At 62.5% G+C, this 15,426-nt stretch carries 14 protein-coding genes and 3 pseudogenes; 5 read left to right on the forward strand and 12 right to left on the reverse strand.

Features of this window, described 5'->3' with window-relative positions:
* Positions 1-230 precede the first annotated feature (230 nt).
* From HP546_RS02900 to HP546_RS02925, 6 genes and pseudogenes are all read right to left on the reverse strand, one after another.
* The gene (locus HP546_RS02900) at positions 231-749 is read right to left on the reverse strand and encodes an isochorismatase family protein (RefSeq protein ID WP_172219410.1); all 519 of its coding nucleotides are present in this window, start codon (positions 747-749) and stop codon (positions 231-233) included.
* 249 nt (positions 750-998) lie between these two features.
* Positions 999-1,166 (reverse strand): annotated as a pseudogene (locus tag HP546_RS02905) (transposase domain-containing protein); the annotation flags it as partial.
* Positions 1,167-1,168: 2 nt separating this feature from the next.
* Positions 1,169-1,309 (reverse strand): annotated as a pseudogene (locus HP546_RS02910) (IS66 family transposase zinc-finger binding domain-containing protein); the annotation flags it as partial.
* Between the two features lie 71 nt (positions 1,310-1,380).
* Positions 1,381-1,596 (reverse strand): annotated as a pseudogene (locus HP546_RS02915) (transposase); the annotation flags it as partial.
* 42 nt (positions 1,597-1,638) lie between these two features.
* Complete coding sequence (locus tag HP546_RS02920; RefSeq protein ID WP_172219412.1) at positions 1,639-1,845, reverse strand: hypothetical protein; 207 nt, start codon at positions 1,843-1,845, stop codon at positions 1,639-1,641.
* Positions 1,846-2,254: 409 nt separating this feature from the next.
* Positions 2,255-2,872 carry a LysE family transporter gene (locus HP546_RS02925; RefSeq protein ID WP_172219414.1) on the reverse strand — a complete coding sequence of 206 codons (618 nt, stop codon included), beginning with the start codon at positions 2,870-2,872 and terminating at the stop codon, positions 2,255-2,257.
* 188 nt (positions 2,873-3,060) lie between these two features.
* Between HP546_RS02925 and HP546_RS02930 the strand changes: the two genes are divergently transcribed.
* Positions 3,061-3,252, forward strand: coding sequence for a YhfL family protein (locus tag HP546_RS02930; protein ID WP_172219416.1), 192 nt, complete (start codon positions 3,061-3,063; stop codon positions 3,250-3,252).
* Between the two features lie 88 nt (positions 3,253-3,340).
* Here HP546_RS02930 and HP546_RS02935 read toward each other — a convergent pair whose 3' ends face one another.
* The 3 genes from HP546_RS02935 to HP546_RS02945 form a co-directional block, all read right to left on the reverse strand.
* Positions 3,341-5,782, reverse strand: a complete 2,442-nt coding sequence (locus HP546_RS02935) for a TonB-dependent siderophore receptor (RefSeq protein WP_172219418.1) — start codon at positions 5,780-5,782, stop codon at positions 3,341-3,343.
* Between the two features lie 134 nt (positions 5,783-5,916).
* A complete protein-coding gene (locus tag HP546_RS02940) occupies positions 5,917-6,882 on the reverse strand; it encodes a FecR domain-containing protein (RefSeq protein WP_172219420.1) in 966 nt (321 codons plus the stop codon).
* A 4-nt stretch (positions 6,883-6,886) separates the two neighbouring features.
* On the reverse strand, positions 6,887-7,417 hold the full coding sequence (locus tag HP546_RS02945; RefSeq protein ID WP_172219422.1) for a sigma-70 family RNA polymerase sigma factor: 531 nt from the start codon (positions 7,415-7,417) through the stop codon (positions 6,887-6,889).
* Between the two features lie 334 nt (positions 7,418-7,751).
* Between HP546_RS02945 and mqo the strand changes: the two genes are divergently transcribed.
* The 3 genes from mqo to HP546_RS02960 all read left to right on the forward strand — a co-directional run bounded on the left by mqo (position 7,752) and on the right by HP546_RS02960 (position 10,806).
* Positions 7,752-9,389: a malate dehydrogenase (quinone) gene (mqo, locus tag HP546_RS02950; RefSeq protein WP_172219424.1), complete on the forward strand. Its 1,638-nt coding sequence runs from the start codon at positions 7,752-7,754 to the stop codon at positions 9,387-9,389.
* Between the two features lie 158 nt (positions 9,390-9,547).
* Entirely contained in the window at positions 9,548-10,183 is a 636-nt protein-coding gene (locus HP546_RS02955; RefSeq protein WP_172219426.1) for a hypothetical protein, read from the forward strand.
* Positions 10,183-10,806, forward strand: coding sequence for a metalloregulator ArsR/SmtB family transcription factor (locus tag HP546_RS02960; RefSeq protein ID WP_172219428.1), 624 nt, complete (start codon positions 10,183-10,185; stop codon positions 10,804-10,806). Before HP546_RS02955 ends, HP546_RS02960 begins: the two co-directional genes overlap by 1 nt.
* Before the next feature lie 148 nt (positions 10,807-10,954).
* On the opposite strand, the gene HP546_RS02965 is transcribed toward HP546_RS02960, so the two are convergent.
* A complete protein-coding gene (locus tag HP546_RS02965) occupies positions 10,955-11,290 on the reverse strand; it encodes a helix-turn-helix transcriptional regulator (RefSeq protein WP_172219430.1) in 336 nt (111 codons plus the stop codon).
* A gap of 51 nt (positions 11,291-11,341) precedes the next feature.
* Between HP546_RS02965 and xenA the strand changes: the two genes are divergently transcribed.
* Positions 11,342-12,433, forward strand: coding sequence for a xenobiotic reductase XenA (xenA, locus tag HP546_RS02970; RefSeq protein WP_172219432.1), 1,092 nt, complete (start codon positions 11,342-11,344; stop codon positions 12,431-12,433).
* 121 nt (positions 12,434-12,554) lie between these two features.
* Here the strand turns inward: xenA and HP546_RS02975 are convergent, their stop codons facing one another.
* Positions 12,555-13,802, reverse strand: coding sequence for an FAD-binding oxidoreductase (locus HP546_RS02975; RefSeq protein WP_172219434.1), 1,248 nt, complete (start codon positions 13,800-13,802; stop codon positions 12,555-12,557).
* Between the two features lie 2 nt (positions 13,803-13,804).
* Complete coding sequence (locus HP546_RS02980; protein WP_172219436.1) at positions 13,805-15,382, reverse strand: aldehyde dehydrogenase (NADP(+)); 1,578 nt, start codon at positions 15,380-15,382, stop codon at positions 13,805-13,807.
* Positions 15,383-15,426 lie beyond the last annotated feature (44 nt).

The raw sequence follows: 15,426 nt of genomic DNA on the forward strand, positions 1-15,426 counted from the left end.
GCAAGCCAGGCTCCCACAAATACGGCGCATGGCTTGAGTTCGATGCGGTCTGGGTGGGAGCTGGCTTGTAAGCGTTCCGGCAATACATCTTGCGGTCTATTTTCAGATACGAGCGTGTTTGGGCCATTGATATACATCAGACCCTTCACGACCCAAGTTGGAGTGCGGGAATGTCACACGGTGCCAGTGCTTACGGCAAGTCATGCGCATTCCCGTAGTTTTGAACTCTGCTAGAAACTCCACTCTTCAGCCGGAACTAGCTGGCAAAACGGCCCATCCAGAGTTGCATTGTGATGAGCAACGATGTCCTTAGCTTTCATCACTGGCGTGTCTGAACAGGTATGACCTTCGGTGACAAGTACCGCATTGAAGCCAAAATCACGAGCAGCACGGCAGGTGCTATCGACGCAGTATTGAGTTTTCATGCCGGTGATTACCACACCGGTAGCCCCGCGAGACCGCAAATTGTCCGCAAGATCGGTTAATTCGAATGCGTTGGGCCGCCGCTTTTCGAATACCACCTCGCCACCCAGAAGCTTCAGTTCCTGCGCAACCATCGTCAAGGGACTGTCTGGTGCGATTGGAGATCCAGCGGGCCCGACGTGGCGCGCGAGAAAAATCGGAGCGCCAGCGCTGCGTGCCTTGTCCATCAGGGTGTTCACTGTTTCCAACAACTCTTCACAGCGCCATGGCTTTTCCGGGCCGTGAACAAGCCCGACTTGGATATCGAGTATCAACAGGGCATACATGAGTGCATCTCCTTGCGTTTGTTCCAGCGACACAAGGGCATAAAAAAAGGCCCTGTCCATCGCTGGCGGGCCTTTGAAGTTCGTCTGCTATTGGCTCACGACACCTCGAACGCTCCGCTTTCAGCGGTCGTGGTGGTGATAGTCGAGGTAAGGCAATAGCTAGTCATAGATCGAAACTAGCAATATCGTAGCGAGCTGACAAGCCAGGATCCTAAAGTGAGTGCTTTTGACAGGCGGCGTAGTGTAGGTCTACGGACATGAGGTCTTGTGTAACTCAGGAAGGCACCACTGATGCGGCAGCAGTTGGCCGATTTCACTCGCCCGCTGCGTTGGCAGCCGCATCAGCACGTCCTTGAGATACGCATACGGATCATGCCCATTCATGCGTGCCGACTGGATCAAACTCATGATCGCCGCCACTGACGGCAGGCCCATTTGCCCCGCACATGTTGCTCGACGGTAAACACGCCCGGCGTGTAATCCAGCTTCTCGCTGACGTCTTCGCCGATGCGTTGGAGCTGGCAACCACAGGCGCACTGAGTGTTTTCGGGTTCATGGCGAAATCGATGATCACTGACGCTTCGACTGGCCGTTTAGGTGCGGCTTTTAGTGGGACAAATGCCGGTAGTGAAGTCGCTGCGGGCAGATCTCGATAGAGCGGCATCCATTTGCGGATGACGTTGGCATTGATGCCGTGGCTGATGGCGACACTGGAAATGGATGCGCCAGGTTGCAGGCATTCCTGAACGACTTGGGCTTTGAACGGTTTCGGATAAGAACTTCGTTGGCGCATGGAAATCCTGGCGATAAGGGCGATCGCGTCCGCTTGAAAATACGCGGACACCATCGCCCTTAAAGCTGGAGTTCGGAAGGTGAGTTCGCCGGACGCTTACGACTCGACCAGGCTCTGTACCGCCTCCATTTCATGGATCACAGCCTGCATCACGATAGAGCTGCGGGCGGTCGGTTTGAGTTGCACGGATTGGCGTGCGACGGACAGGGCGCAGAGTACGTACTCTGAGGACTGGACCAGAGTGTCTTGCAGGACCTGGGTGGAATCGAGGGAGTAGGGTGGATCGGGGACTATCTTGCGCATGTGAGCTCCTTGGGTAGTGGAGCCGCCTGGCAACGCTGTCAAACGAATGGAGGCAGCTATACATGGGTTGACAGACCGGTACCCAAGGACCCGGCGCACACGAATATGCCCCACGCACAGCTGCCATTAAGCGCTGCAATGGAAACTTGAGTAATCGGCCTGTCAAAGCCGGTCGCTGATTCCACAACGACAAGCCGAGACTAGAGCGCGTCCGAATCCGTCGCAACAGTTTGAACAGGTTGGCAGTATGTTTGGGAAACGCCCTACAAGGAAGGGGATAATTCTGAGTGCAGGCTGTAGGACGGGCGCTGGTTTGCGGCGTCGAAGGGCAAACGCTACCGAAATCTACTAATAGATAGCGAAAATCGCTAGACTCCGCTATCTATTGCTATAACCCCTGCGGCCTTGCTCAGCGCATCGCCGCCAGCTTGATCCCAAACCCCACCAGGCAAGCCCCCGCCAGCCGCTCGAACATATTGGTGATGCGCGGGTTGGCGCGCATGCGTTCGGCAAGCTTGTGCGTCAGCACCACGGCAATCAGCCCATACACGAAAGTTACCACCGCTACCGTCGCAGCCATGAAGCCGAATGTTACCAGCCCCTGGTGCTTCACCGGGTCGACGAACAGCGGGAAAAACGCCATGTAGAACATGATCGCCTTGGGGTTGAGCAAGGTGATCATCATGGTCTGGCGCAGGTACTGGCCATTGTCCATGCGGCAAGGGTGGGCTGCACCACCGGGTTTGCTCAGCAGCATGCGCAGGCCCAGGTAGGCCAGGTACGCGGCACCCGTCCACTGCACCATATGGAAGGCTGTGGGGTAGGTGGCCAGTAGGGTGGCGACGCCCGCTACCGCCAGCCACAACAGCACCTGGTCACCCACGATTACCCCACAGGTCGCTGCCAGGCCAGCCTTGATACCGCCCTTGCCGGTGGCGGTGATCAGGGCGAAGTTGCCCGGGCCGGGGATGGCCAGAAGAATGATGAAGGCGATGACGAATGCGCCGTAGTCGGTGACGCCGAGCATGGTGAGTTCCTGTGGGCAATACGAAGTCAGTGCCCTGAACTATCGTCGGCAAAGACGCGCTTTACAACCTGTTGTTGCACGATTGCAATGAATCTCTGCTACGCGCGACTTGGATCCAATGCCTGGCTTCTGTATCATCCGGCCGCCATCAGACGATGGCCGAAGATGATTCATTTAAAGGACTTAGTATGAAAAAGCTGTTCAAGGCCACCGTCGCCGTTGCTCTCGTTTCGGGTGTTGCCCTGCTGTCGGGTTGCACTGGCCAGGTCTACAACCAACCGAAGAACTGCACTTACGACTACCTGTTCCACCCTTCGGTTTCCATCTCCAAGATCATCGGTGGCTGCGGCCCGATCGATAAACTGCCTCAGCAGCAGTAATCTTGGCGGTACCCTGATCGCGACGCTTGCGACGTAATCCAAGGCCCCCGGTCATGCAGATGGCCGGGGGCTTTTGTTTGTGGGTCTCTTACCAGCGCAGCGAAACTGTTCCCAGCAAAGTGCGCTCTTCGCCCCAGTAGCAGCGCCCGGCGTTGTTACAGCCTGCCACGTACTCTTTGTCGAACAGGTTGCGGGCATTGACCTCGACCGACCAGTTGTCGTCGATTTCATAGCCGACCTTGGCATCCACCAACGTCACGTCGCCGCTGTCCAGCTTGCCGTATAGGCTTGCCGGGGTGTAGGCGAAAGTACTGTCGAAGTGGCGCACGCCGCCCCCGATCTGCAACCCTTTGAGCAGCCCGTCACGGAAGCGGTAAGTGCTCCACACCGATGCCTGATTACGCGGCACGCCGGTCATTTGGTGGTCTTCGTACAGCGACCCGGCGACGTCCTTGGTAATGCGCGAATCGGTGTAGGTATAGGCAGCGGTGAGGTTCAGGTTTTCGCTCAGGTCGCTGTTCAACTCAAGCTCGACACCCTTGGCTCGGCTGGCACCGATCTGGCGGTAGTCACCCACGGCGGAGTCGAACAACACGTCGTCCTTCTTGCGCAAGTCGTAGACCGACGCGGTAAAGGCGGTGTTCCAGCCTTTGGGCTCATACTTGACGCCCACTTCGTACTGTTCGCTGGTGGTGGGGTCCAGCGGGCCGCTGCGGCTTTCGGTCTGCTGAGTAGGGGCGAAGGCTGTGGAGTAGCTGAAGTACGGCGACAGGCCGTTTTCGAACTGGTACATCACTCCGGTCTGCCAGGTGAACTTGCTGTCCCAGCTGTCCATGTCGGCTTGTGCATTGAGGGTGCCGGCCTTGTTGCGGTACTGGCTGTTGACCCGGTCCAGGCGCCCGCCCAGCAACAATACCCAGTTATCGACCTTGGTTTGCAGCTGGCTGTAGAGCCCGTACATGGTCTGGTCGAGCAGAGCATTCTGAACATGCAAGGGCGTAGTCGGCTTGCCGTTCCAGACCGGGTCGAACACGTTGATGGTGCCGCCGTTGCCAGCGTCCCAGTCCTGGTTGAACGAGGTACGGTCCAGGCTTGCCCCGACAAGGAAGGTGTGGTCGAACGCGCCGCTGGTGAAATGGCCTTCGAACTGGTTGTCCAGCGAGTAGGCGATGGACTTGTTGTAGCGGTCGTAGGCCTGATTGCTCAGGGTGGTGCCGAAGCCTCCATTGTTCAGGCTACCCGGCCACATTTCCTGGCGGTCGATGCGCGACTGCATGTAGCGCGAGTTCTGGCGGAACTGCCAGGTGTCGTTGAAGCGGTGGCTGAACTCGTAGCCCAGGCTCCAGGTTTCCCGTTCGAAGTTGTCCCAGTCCGGGTTGCCGGACAGCTGGTCCTTGTCGATCTTGCCGTTCGGGTTGTGCAGCAGGGTGCCGGCGGCGGGGAAACCCAGCTCCATCAAGGTGCGGTCACGCTGATAGGTCGCCAGCACGGTCAGGCTGTTGAACTCGTCGAAGTTCAGCGTCAGCGAGGGGGCGATGTACATACGATCATCAGGCTGGTGATCGACCTGGGTATCGGACTTGCGGCCCATCATCACCAGGCGGCCGAGCACATTGCCTTCATCGGTCAGCGGGCCTGAAACGTCGACGCCCAACTGGCGGCGGTTGTGCGAGCCATAGCTCAGTTGCACTTCATGACGGGCCTCGGCGGTGGGCCGTTTGCTGACCAGATTGACTACGCCACCGGGGGCGTTTTCGCCATACAGGATCGAGGTCGGGCCGCGAAACACTTCCACCCGCTCCAGGCCGTAGGGTTCGCTGCTGGTGTCGTAGCGGTTGCCTTGCACGCGCAGGCCGTCGCGCAGCAGGCCATAGCCGTAGTCGGTGGCGTTGAAGCCACGGATGAAGAACAGGTCGCCCGCCTGGCCGTCACCGCCGGCAAACGGCGGCGAGAAAATGCCAGGTACATAACCCAGCACTTCGGTCAGCGTTTGCGATTGCTGGTCATCCATGCGCTGGCGGGTAACCACCGAGACCGAGCGCGGGGTGTCGGCCAGCGCGCTGCTGGTCTTGCTGGCCGTGCTGCTGGCCACGGCGCGGTAGCCGGTATCGCTCTGGCCGTTGCTGGCGAGCAGGGTGGCGGCGTTGATCGAGGTGGCGTCCAGTTGCAGCGCCGTGCCATCGGCCAGTGGTTGCAGCACATAACCTGCGCTGCCCTGAGGCACGGCTTGCAAGCCGCTGCCCTGCAGCAGGCGGGCCAGGCCCACGGCGACGCTGTAGCGGCCTTGCAGCCCCTGGCTGGTCTTGCCGGCGGCCAGTTCATTGCTGCCGGCCAGGTAGATGCCGGCCTGGCTGCTGAACTGGTTGAGGGCGCTGGCGAGCGAGCCGGGGGCGATGTTGAAGGTGCTTTCGGCGCTGGCGGCCTGTCCGGCCTGGGCCAGGGTTGCTGGCAACATCAGCGGCGCGGCGGCGCAGAACGAAAGGGGCGCGGCAAGCGCCAGGCGAAGCGCGGGGTGGAAGGGCGTCGGCATGCGGGTCTCGGGAATCGGTAGGGTGAGTTGGGAGGGCTATGCCGGGTTAACCGGATGAGATTGGGAAAAGGGAACCGGCTCGACAGATTTTTTTTGCCTTGCACAACAATCAGGCCAGCGCTGGCTTCCAGGTATCAAACCGGCTCTACAGTCACCCACCACGGCGTCAGCCGCTGCACCCGCACCGGCAACGCCGCCTGCAACAACGCCAGCGCCCGGTCGGTATCATCAAGCGGGAAGGCACCCATGACTGAGAGCTTCGCCACCTGTGGATGCCAGCCCAGGTGCCCGTGGCGATACCGGCCCAAGGTCTGCAGCAGATGCGCCAGCGGCATGTCCTCGGCATTGAGGCGGTGATGAACCCACGACTCGCCAGCACTTTGTGCCGGCCGAGTGCTGCTGATGCCCAGGGCACTGAAGTCCACCTGCCGGCCCGCCTGCACGATGCACTTTTCGCCGCTGCCAGCGGTGCACACCTCCACGGCGCCCGCGTACACATCAAGCCGGGTATTTTCGCCCTGCTGGCAAACCGCGAAGCGCGTCCCCAGCGCCTGCATGCGCCCTTGCGCAGTGTCGACGAAGAACGGGCGACGCGGGTCGTGGGCGGTTTCCACCAGCAGTTCGCCAAATCGCAGTCTCAGCACCCTGCTGAGCGGCGAGTACTGCATGTCCACGGCGCTCTGCGCCCCCAGCCACAACTGGCTGCCATCGGCCAGGCGGGTTTCGCGGATTTCGCCGATGCCGGTGGCCATGTCGGCCCCCCAGCCCGACACCGGCGCGCCTTGCCAGACCCTCCAGCCAAGCAGGCTGCTGGCGCCAAGCACCAGCAAGGACTTGAGCCCCGTGCGTCGGCTGAAGCGGCGGGCATCATGCTCGCGCAATACCCGGCCTGCAGCCGTGCTTTCGGCCTGCAAGGGCGCAAAGCGCTGGCCGACCCGTTGCACATAGTGCCAGGCCGCCTGATGGTCACCATGCTGGTCAAACCAGCGTTGCCACTGTTTACGCAACTGCGGGGGAACGTTTTCGTCCTGCAACTGCACGTACCAGTGCGCCGCTTGTTGCAGGCTGGCGTGGCTCAGCTTTTGCGCCGGCGAATTCATCGCATCACTCCACCAGCATCCCGTCGAGTTCGGCTTCAAGAATGGCGCAGTGCAAAAATGCCTGGGCCAGGTACTTCTTGATCATGCGTTCGCTTACCCCGATATGCGCGGCGATATCGCGGTAGGCAAGCCCGTCGATCTGCGCCAGCAGGAACGCCTGGCGTACCTTGCCGGGCAAGCGCAGCAGCATTGCGTCCACCTCGTGCAGGGTCTCGACGATGATCGCGCGCTGTTCGGGTGAGGGCTGTACGGTCTCGGGTTGCAAGGCCAGCTGCTGCAACCAGGCCTGCTCCAGTTTCTGCCGGCGCCAGTGGTCCACGCACAGGCCGCGGGCGATGGTCGCCAGGTACGAGCGTTCGCCGCGTACGCCGTCAAACTGCCTTGGGCGGTTGAGGATGCGCACGAACGTGTCCTGCACCAGGTCGGCAGCATCGCAGCGACTGCCTAGCCGGCGGTACAGGAAGCCGAGCAACCAGCGCGAATGGCTGTGGTAAAGGGTATGGAGCGAGGTATTCAACTGGGGTATCGAAACCACGGCGGCATCCGGCGCGAGCGCGTAATGGTGCGAATGAGAAATGATCGCGATAGTAGAGGCCGCTGAAAAATACTGCAATCATTGTCGTTGCCGCCGTCGGGATGCCTGGGACAACCTGCCGCGTTGACGCGACGGCACGCAATTTGTTTGTGCTGGCAATTGGGATACAATCGGAAAAACGATTCAGCCCTCGTCGGTCAATTCGACAAAAGGCCGAGTCGTTTTCTGTTCTCTGGCTGCTGAACAATGATCAACAACAAGCCTGCGCTGAAGAACAAGGAATACCTGGGCCAGCCACAGGCCCTCACTCCGTTCTCCTGACTGGAATTGATCAATGTTCAAGAAAGCTGGCAAGACCTTGCTGGGTCTGGCTGTTGCAGCAAGCTTCATGCAAGCGCACGCCGCAGAAACCAAGAAAGTAGACGTGCTGCTGGTCGGCGGCGGCATCATGAGCTCCACCCTGGCCGTGTGGCTGCACGAGCTGGAGCCAAGCTGGTCGATGGAAATGGTCGAGCGCCTGGATGGCGTGGCCGAAGAAAGCTCCAACGGCTGGAATAACGCCGGTACCGGTCACTCTGCGCTGGCCGAGCTGAACTACACCCCGGAAGACAAAGACGGCAACGTCAACATCGCCAAGGCCATCGAAATCAACGAAGCCTTCCAGATTTCCCGCCAGTTCTGGTCGTGGCAAGTACGCCAGGGCGTGCTGAAGAACCCGCACTCGTTCATCAACACCACCCCGCACATGAGCTTCGTCTGGGGCGATGACAACATCAAGTTCCTGAAGAAGCGTTACGACGCGCTGCAGACCAGCCCGCTGTTCCGCCCGATGCAGTACTCCGAGGACCACGCGCAGATCGCCAAGTGGGCCCCGTTGATGATGGAAGGCCGCGACCCGAACCAGAAGCTGGCCGTGACCTGGACGCCGATCGGCACCGACGTCAACTTCGGCGAGATCACCCGCCAGTTCGTTGGCCATCTGCAAACCCAGCAAGGCTTCGACCTGAAGCTGTCCAGCGAAGTGCAGGACATCTCGCGCAACAAGGACGGCTCCTGGCACGTCGAGTACAAGAACCTGAAGGACGGTACCGAGTCGGCCACCGATGCCAAGTTCCTGTTCATCGGTGCCGGTGGTGGCGCGCTGAAGCTGCTGCAGAAGTCGGGCATTCCTGAAGCCAAGGAATACGCAGGCTTCCCGGTGGGCGGCTCGTTCCTGGTGACCGAGAACCCGACCGTGGCCATGCAGCACATGGCCAAGGCCTACGGCATTGCCTCGACCGGTGCGCCGCCCATGTCGGTACCGCACCTGGACACCCGCGTGCTGGACGGCAAGCGCGTGATCCTGTTTGGCCCGTTCGCCACCTTCTCGACCAAGTTCCTGAAGAACGGTTCGTACCTGGACCTGCTGAGCAGCACCACCACCCACAACGTATGGCCGATGACCAAGGTCGGTATCGATCAGTACCCGCTGGTCGAGTACCTCGCTGGCCAGCTGATGCTGTCTGACGATGACCGCTTCGAAGCGCTGCGCACCTACTTCCCGAACGCGAAGAAGGAAGACTGGAAACTGTGGCAGGCTGGTCAGCGCGTGCAGATCATCAAGCGTGATGCCGAGAAGGGCGGCGTGCTGAAGCTGGGCACTGAAGTGGTGGCTTCCCAGGACCGCACCATCGCCGGTCTGCTGGGCGCCTCGCCTGGTGCCTCGACGGCTGCGCCGATCATGCTGAACGTGCTGGAAACCGTGTTCAAGGAGAAGGTCGCTACCCCAGAGTGGCAGGCCAAGATCAAAGAGATCGTGCCAAGCTACGGCACCAAGCTGAACGAGTCGGCGGCAGCCACCCAGAAAGAGTGGAACTACACCGCTGAAATGCTGCAACTGGAGAAGCCACCAGTGATCGACGCCAGCGTCGATTTTGGCGGCGCGGCGAGCAAGCCGGTTGAAAGCAAGCCAGAGAACGACATGGCGCTGTAAGCGACCGCCTTGTTGTGACCGAAAGCCCCGGCAGCGATTCCGGGGCTTTTTGTTTGTACAAAAAACCACTGATCGGAAACCTGGCAGGCGCGCAATAAAAACATATATTGATGCTTAAATTAATCTTGTCAGTCGATCCCCTCAAGGAGGGTGCCGTCATGAACACCAAGATTGCTGCACTTGTGCTGCTCGCCCTGTGCGCCCAGCCGGCATGGAGCCAGAGTTACGCCAGCACCGCTGCCGCCAAACCCGCCGAATCCGCTGCAGTGACCACGCGCATGGCCCTGCGCGACCTGTGGGTCGAGCACATCTTCTGGGTTCGCAACTACGCCGTGGCCAACCAGGCCGGCAACGCCAGGCAGGCTGCAGTGGCCGCCAACGAAGTGGTTAGCGATGCGACAAGAATCGCCAATAGCATTGCCCCGCTTTATGGCCAACCCGCTGCCGACCAGTTACTGAAACTGCTGGCGGGCCACTGGGGCGCAATCAAGCATTACAGCGATGCCACCGTGGGCAAGGACAAAAAGGGCCAGCAAGCGGCGGTTGATGAGCTGACGACCAATGCCAAGGCCATCGCTGCATTCCTGGCCAAGGCGAACCCGAACTTGCCCGAGGCGACCTTGCTGACGCTGCTCAGTGCCCACGGCGGCCACCATGTGGTGCAGATTGACCAGTTGGCGGCCGGCGACTATGCCGGTGAGGCACGCACCTGGGCGATGATGCGCGAACACATCCTGACCCTGTCCGACGCCCTGGCTGCGGCGTTGGTCAAACAGTTCCCGGACAAGTTCTGATGCTCGAAGGCCTGGGCCGTACCCAAAAGGACCTGCTCTACACGTTGCTGCATCAGCCGGCCGGCATGAGCATCGACGACCTGGCGCAGGCCCTGGCCATCACCCGCACAGCAGTGCGACAACACCTGGCCGCGCTGGAGCGTGACGGACTGGTCAAGCGCGGCGCCACTCGACCAACCGGGCGGCGCCCGGAGCAGTTGCACGAACTGACCGAGCATGCCCGCGAGCAGTTTCCCCGCCAGTACCCGCTATTGGCCAACCTGCTGATTGCCGAAGTGGCTGGCCTGATGGGGCAGGAGGCGTTGCTGGCGCTGATGCGTCAGTTGGGGCGCAAGCTGGCGGCGGACCTGGAGCACCAGGTGGTGGATGAGGCGCGCATCGTCGAGCATATGAACAACGCGGGGTATGAGGCGCAGGTGTTCTTCCGTTCGACGGGGGAGCCGCAGATCGTCGCGCACAACTGCGTGTTCCATCACCTGGCCAAGGTGCATCCGGTGGTGTGCGAGCTGGACCTGGCGTTGATCGGCACCTTGGGAGGTGCCGAGGTCAGCCATGAGGAATGCATGCTCAGGGGAGGGCAGGTGTGCCGGTTTGCCCTGATCCATGCAAAACCTGCAAGCTAATGCGGCCCTTGTAGGAGCGGCCTTGTGTCGCGAAAGGGGCGCGTAGCGGCCCCCGGAATTCAGCTTCGCCGCACATATGGCCGGGGCCGCCTTGCGGCCCTTTCGCGACACAAGGCCGCTCCTACATGGGCCGAGTTAGGCTGCCAAGTTACTGTTGGCGCAGGATGCACTCCAGCAACCCGGGAAACCGCTCACCCAGCATCTCGCTACGCAGCGAATTCATGTGCGTAGTCCCCACATTGCGGGTATGCACCAGCCCCGCATCGCGCAATACGCGGAAGTGGTGGGACATGCTCGATTTCGGCCGCCCGCCGTCCAGCTCGCCGCAGCTGGCTTCGGCAACGCCCGCCAGGTGGCGCACGATACCCAGGCGCACCGGGTCGCTCAAGGCATAGAGCAGGCGTTCCAGGGTCAGGTCTTCAGAATTGGGGTGTGGGTAGGCTCGCATGGTCGTCATCATAACGGGGCTATCATTAATTGCCATAGTTCGATTATGATCGAACTATCGTAATCAAATAGCCCGGGAGTTCTGCCCATGTCCGCTTTGTTCGAACCCTACACCCTCAAGGACGTCACCCTGCGCAACCGCATCGCCATTCCGCCCATGTGCCAGTACATGGCCGAGGACGGCATGATCAATGACTGGCACCACGTGCACCTGGCTGGCCTGGCCCGTGGCGGCGCCGGCCTGCTGGTGGTCGAAGCTACCGCCGTGGCGCCGGAAGGCCGTATTACCCCCGGCTGCGCGGGTATCTGGAGCGATGCCCATGCCCAGGCGTTCGTGCCGGTGGTGCAGGCGATCAAGGCCGCCGGTTCCGTGCCGGGCATCCAGATCGCCCACGCCGGGCGCAAGGCCAGCGCCAACCGGCCGTGGGAAGGTGACGACCACATTGCTGCCGATGATGCCCGCGGCTGGGACACCATCGCCCCGTCCGCCATCGCCTTTGGCGCGCACCTGCCGAAAGTGCCGCGTGCAATGACCCTGGACGACATCGCCCGGGTCAAGCAGGACTTCGTCGATGCCGCACGCCGTGCGCGCGATGCCGGCTTCGAGTGGATCGAGCTGCACTTTGCCCACGGCTACCTGGGCCAGAGCTTCTTCTCCGAACACTCCAACAAACGTACCGACGCTTATGGCGGCAACTTCGACAACCGCAGCCGCTTCCTGCTGGAAACCCTGTCGGCGGTGCGTGAGGTGTGGCCGGAGAACCTGCCATTGACCGCGCGTTTCGGTGTGCTGGAATACGACGGCCGCGACGAGCAGACCCTGGAAGAATCGATCGAGCTGGCGCGCCGTTTCAAAGCCGGCGGCCTCGACCTGCTGAGCGTGAGTGTCGGCTTCACCATTCCTGACACCAATATCCCGTGGGGCCCGGCGTTCATGGGGCCGATTGCCGAGCGCGTGCGCCGCGAGGCGAAGCTGCCGGTGACTTCGGCGTGGGGCTTTGGTACGCCGCAGCTGGCGGAGGCCGCGTTGCAGGCCAACCAGCTGGACCTGGTTTCGGTAGGGCGTGCACACCTTGCTGACCCGCACTGGGCCTACTTTGCGGCCAAGGAGCTGGGGGTGGAGAAAGCCTCCTGGACCTTGCCGGCGCCGTATGCGCACTGGCTTGAGCGGTATCGCTGAGGCGCAGAGGGGCTGCTTTGCAGCCCATTCGCGGGTAAACCCGCTCCCACAGGTACAGCACCAGTTCAAAACTGTAATGACCCTGTGGGAGCGGGTTCACCCGCGAATAGGCCGGCACAGGCTAAAACCGGTCCAACCGGTAGGCTGCCATCTCTGTTCCGCTGGCCCGCTCAGCCAACCGCCCCACCCATTCCGCCGTCACCGCCGCCTGCGTCAACCCCAAGTGCTGATGCCCAAACGCCAGCAGCACCCGCCCATCACACACCCGGTCAATCACCGGCAGCGAGTCCGGCAACGAAGGCCGGAATCCCATCCATGGCGTTGCACCGTCAGCACTCAAATCCTCCCGGAACAATCCCTTGCTCAACCGATGCAACTGCCACGCCCGCTGCATGCTCGGCGGCGCTTCCAGCCCGGCGAATTCCACCGTACCGGCTAGTCGCAGCCCGTCAGCCATGGGCGTCATGATGAACTTGCGCTCCAGCGAAGTGACCGCAAACGGCAGACGCTGATGCTCGCCTGGCAACATCAGGTGGTAGCCGCGCTCAGTGTCCAGCGGTATCCGCTTGCCCGTCAGCGCATGGGTCAGCCGTGCCGAATGCGCACCACAGCTGACCAACACCTGGCGAGCATCGAACGTGCCGCAGTCACTGTTCAGGCTGACGCCGGCGCTGTGCAGCTGTCCGCCATCGACCTGTGCCTGGACAAAGCGCACACCACTGGCCTTGGCCGCTTCGAACAACTCGCACACCACCCGGTAAGGGTCGATGAAGTGCCCGGTACGCGGGAAGAACAGCCCGCCCAGCAACGACGTGCTCAACTGCGGCGCCGCTTCGCGCACGCTTTGCGCCGACCAGAGGTCCACCGGCACCGCCTGCTGCTGCAGGCGTGCGCGCAAGGCCTCCAGTGCCCGGCGCGATTCAGGCCGCTCGAACACCAGCAGCGAACCGTCCTCGTGAAACAGCTCGCTGCGCCCGATCGACCCCAGCAGTCGCTGCCAGGCGCCCAGGCTGCCCTCGTTCAGCGCCCGGATGCCGGCCACGCTGCGCTGGAACGGCGCCGGGCGCAGGTTGAGCAGCAGGCGGGTGAACCAGGGCATGGCTTTGGGCAGGTATTTCCAGTCCAGGCGCAGCGGGCCCATCGGGTCCAGCAGCATGCGCGGCAGGCGCTTGAGGATCGACAGGTCGGCAATCGGGAATACTTGTTCAGTGGCCAGGTGCCCGGCATTGCCGTAGGACGCGCCCTGGCCCGGCGCCTGGCGGTCTATCAGCAGCACCCGGCGGCCCTGGCGGGCCAGTTGCAGGGCGCAGGCAACGCCGACAATACCGGCGCCGACCACGGCGATATCGGTTTCAGCCGTTTCGACCATGCTCAGGCTTCCCGTTTGCCGTCAAGCAGACGCCGTAGCTGCAGCGGGTTGCCGTGCTTGAGCGCTTGCGGCAGCAGGGCATCAGGGAAGTCCTGGTAGCACACCGGGCGCAGGAAACGCAGGATCGCCGCCGTGCCCACCGAGGTGGTACGGGCATCGGAGGTGGCCGGGAACGGCCCGCCATGCACCATGGCGTCACACACTTCGACGCCGGTAGGCCAGCCATTGACCAGGATGCGCCCGGCCTTGCGCTCAAGGGTTGGCAGCAGCGCGCGGGCGCTGGCGATGTCGGCCTCATCCAGTTGCAGGGTGGCAGTCAGCTGGCCTTCCAGGTGTTCGGCCACCTGGCGTACCTGCTCATCGCTGGCGCAGGCCACGACCAACGATGCCGCACCGAACACTTCGGCTTGCAACGCAGGGTCCGCCAGGAACGCTTCGGCCTGGGTGACGAACAGCTGCGCCTGGCACTGGTTGGGGCCCTGGCCAACCTGGCCGCTGGCGGCCGCCTGCGCGTTGGGGTTGTGCGCCAGGGCGTCGACGCCGTTCTGGTAGGCGCTGAAGATGCCTGCTGTGAGCATGGTCTGCGCTGCGGCTTGGTGCACGTGCTCGCTGGCGGCGCTGATGAAACGCTGCAGTGCCGGCCCCTGGCGGGCGATCACCAGGCCGGGGTTGGTGCAGAACTGGCCTGCGCCCTGGGTCAGCGAGGCGACGAAACCTTGCGCCAGTGCCTCGGCGCGCGCCTGCAGCGCGGCATCGAACAGGAATACCGGGTTGATCGAACTCATCTCGGCGTACACCGGGATGGGTTCCGGGCGCGCCTGTGCCGCCTGGCACAAGGCCACCCCACCGCTGCGCGAGCCGGTGAAGCCAACCGCCTTGATGCGCGGGTCGCTGACCAGTGCGATGCCGACTTCGCGGCCAGCACCGTACAGCAACGAGAACACCCCGGCCGGCAGGCCACACAACTTGACCGCTTGTGCCACCGCCTGGCCGACCAGCTCGCTGGTGCCGGGGTGAGCGCCGTGGGCCTTGACCACCACCGGGCAGCCAGCGGCCAGGGCCGAGGCGGTATCGCCACCGGCCACCGAGAACGCCAGCGGGAAATTGCTGGCGCCGAACACAGCCACCGGCCCCAGGGCCACCTGGCGCTGGCGCAGGTCGGCGCGTGGCACCGGCTGGCGTTCGGGCAGGGCGTTGTCGACCCGCACGTCCAGCCATTCGCCGGCCCGGACCACGCGGGCGAAGGTGCGCAACTGGGTGCAGGTACGCCCACGCTCGCCCTGGATACGCGCCTTGGGCAGGCCGGTTTCGGCTACAGCGCGGTCGATCAGTACATCGCCCAGCGCTTCGACCTGCGCGGCGATGGTTTCGAGGAACCGGGCCCGTTGTTCCAGCGAAGTTTCGCGGTAGGCATCGAACGCCTCCCAAGCCAGGGCACAGGCCTGGGCCACGTGTTCGCCGGTGCCGCCGAGGTAGGCGGGTTGCAGTGCCTGGCCTGTGGCCGGGTTGACCGCGTGGATGGCTTCGCGGCTGCCGGTTACCGGCGTCTGGCCGATGAGCAGGTTGCCTGTCAGGGTCATGGAGCCTCCTTGGGCTTCAGGTATGAGGGGCCGCAGCGCGGCCC

Origin of the sequence: Pseudomonas sp. CM25 (assembly GCF_013179705.1) — a bacterium.
In the GTDB taxonomy this organism is placed as follows: Bacteria; Pseudomonadota; Gammaproteobacteria; order Pseudomonadales; family Pseudomonadaceae; genus Aquipseudomonas.

Bases quoted from the DNA above. Each gene is read 5' to 3' on its own strand.
- HP546_RS02900 (WP_172219410.1), bottom strand. From the start codon at position 749: ATGTATGCCCTGTTGATACTCGATATCCAAGTCGGGCTTGTTCACGGC.
- HP546_RS02920 (WP_172219412.1), bottom strand. From the start codon at position 1,845: ATGCGCAAGATAGTCCCCGATCCACCCTACTCCCTCGATTCCACCCAG.
- HP546_RS02925 (WP_172219414.1), bottom strand. From the start codon at position 2,872: ATGCTCGGCGTCACCGACTACGGCGCATTCGTCATCGCCTTCATCATT.
- HP546_RS02930 (WP_172219416.1), top strand. From the start codon at position 3,061: ATGAAAAAGCTGTTCAAGGCCACCGTCGCCGTTGCTCTCGTTTCGGGT.
- HP546_RS02935 (WP_172219418.1), bottom strand. From the start codon at position 5,782: ATGCCGACGCCCTTCCACCCCGCGCTTCGCCTGGCGCTTGCCGCGCCC.
- HP546_RS02940 (WP_172219420.1), bottom strand. From the start codon at position 6,882: ATGAATTCGCCGGCGCAAAAGCTGAGCCACGCCAGCCTGCAACAAGCG.
- mqo (WP_172219424.1), top strand. From the start codon at position 7,752: ATGTTCAAGAAAGCTGGCAAGACCTTGCTGGGTCTGGCTGTTGCAGCA.
- HP546_RS02955 (WP_172219426.1), top strand. From the start codon at position 9,548: ATGAACACCAAGATTGCTGCACTTGTGCTGCTCGCCCTGTGCGCCCAG.
- HP546_RS02960 (WP_172219428.1), top strand. From the start codon at position 10,183: ATGCTCGAAGGCCTGGGCCGTACCCAAAAGGACCTGCTCTACACGTTG.
- HP546_RS02965 (WP_172219430.1), bottom strand. From the start codon at position 11,290: ATGGCAATTAATGATAGCCCCGTTATGATGACGACCATGCGAGCCTAC.
- xenA (WP_172219432.1), top strand. From the start codon at position 11,342: ATGTCCGCTTTGTTCGAACCCTACACCCTCAAGGACGTCACCCTGCGC.
- HP546_RS02975 (WP_172219434.1), bottom strand. From the start codon at position 13,802: ATGGTCGAAACGGCTGAAACCGATATCGCCGTGGTCGGCGCCGGTATT.
- HP546_RS02980 (WP_172219436.1), bottom strand. From the start codon at position 15,382: ATGACCCTGACAGGCAACCTGCTCATCGGCCAGACGCCGGTAACCGGC.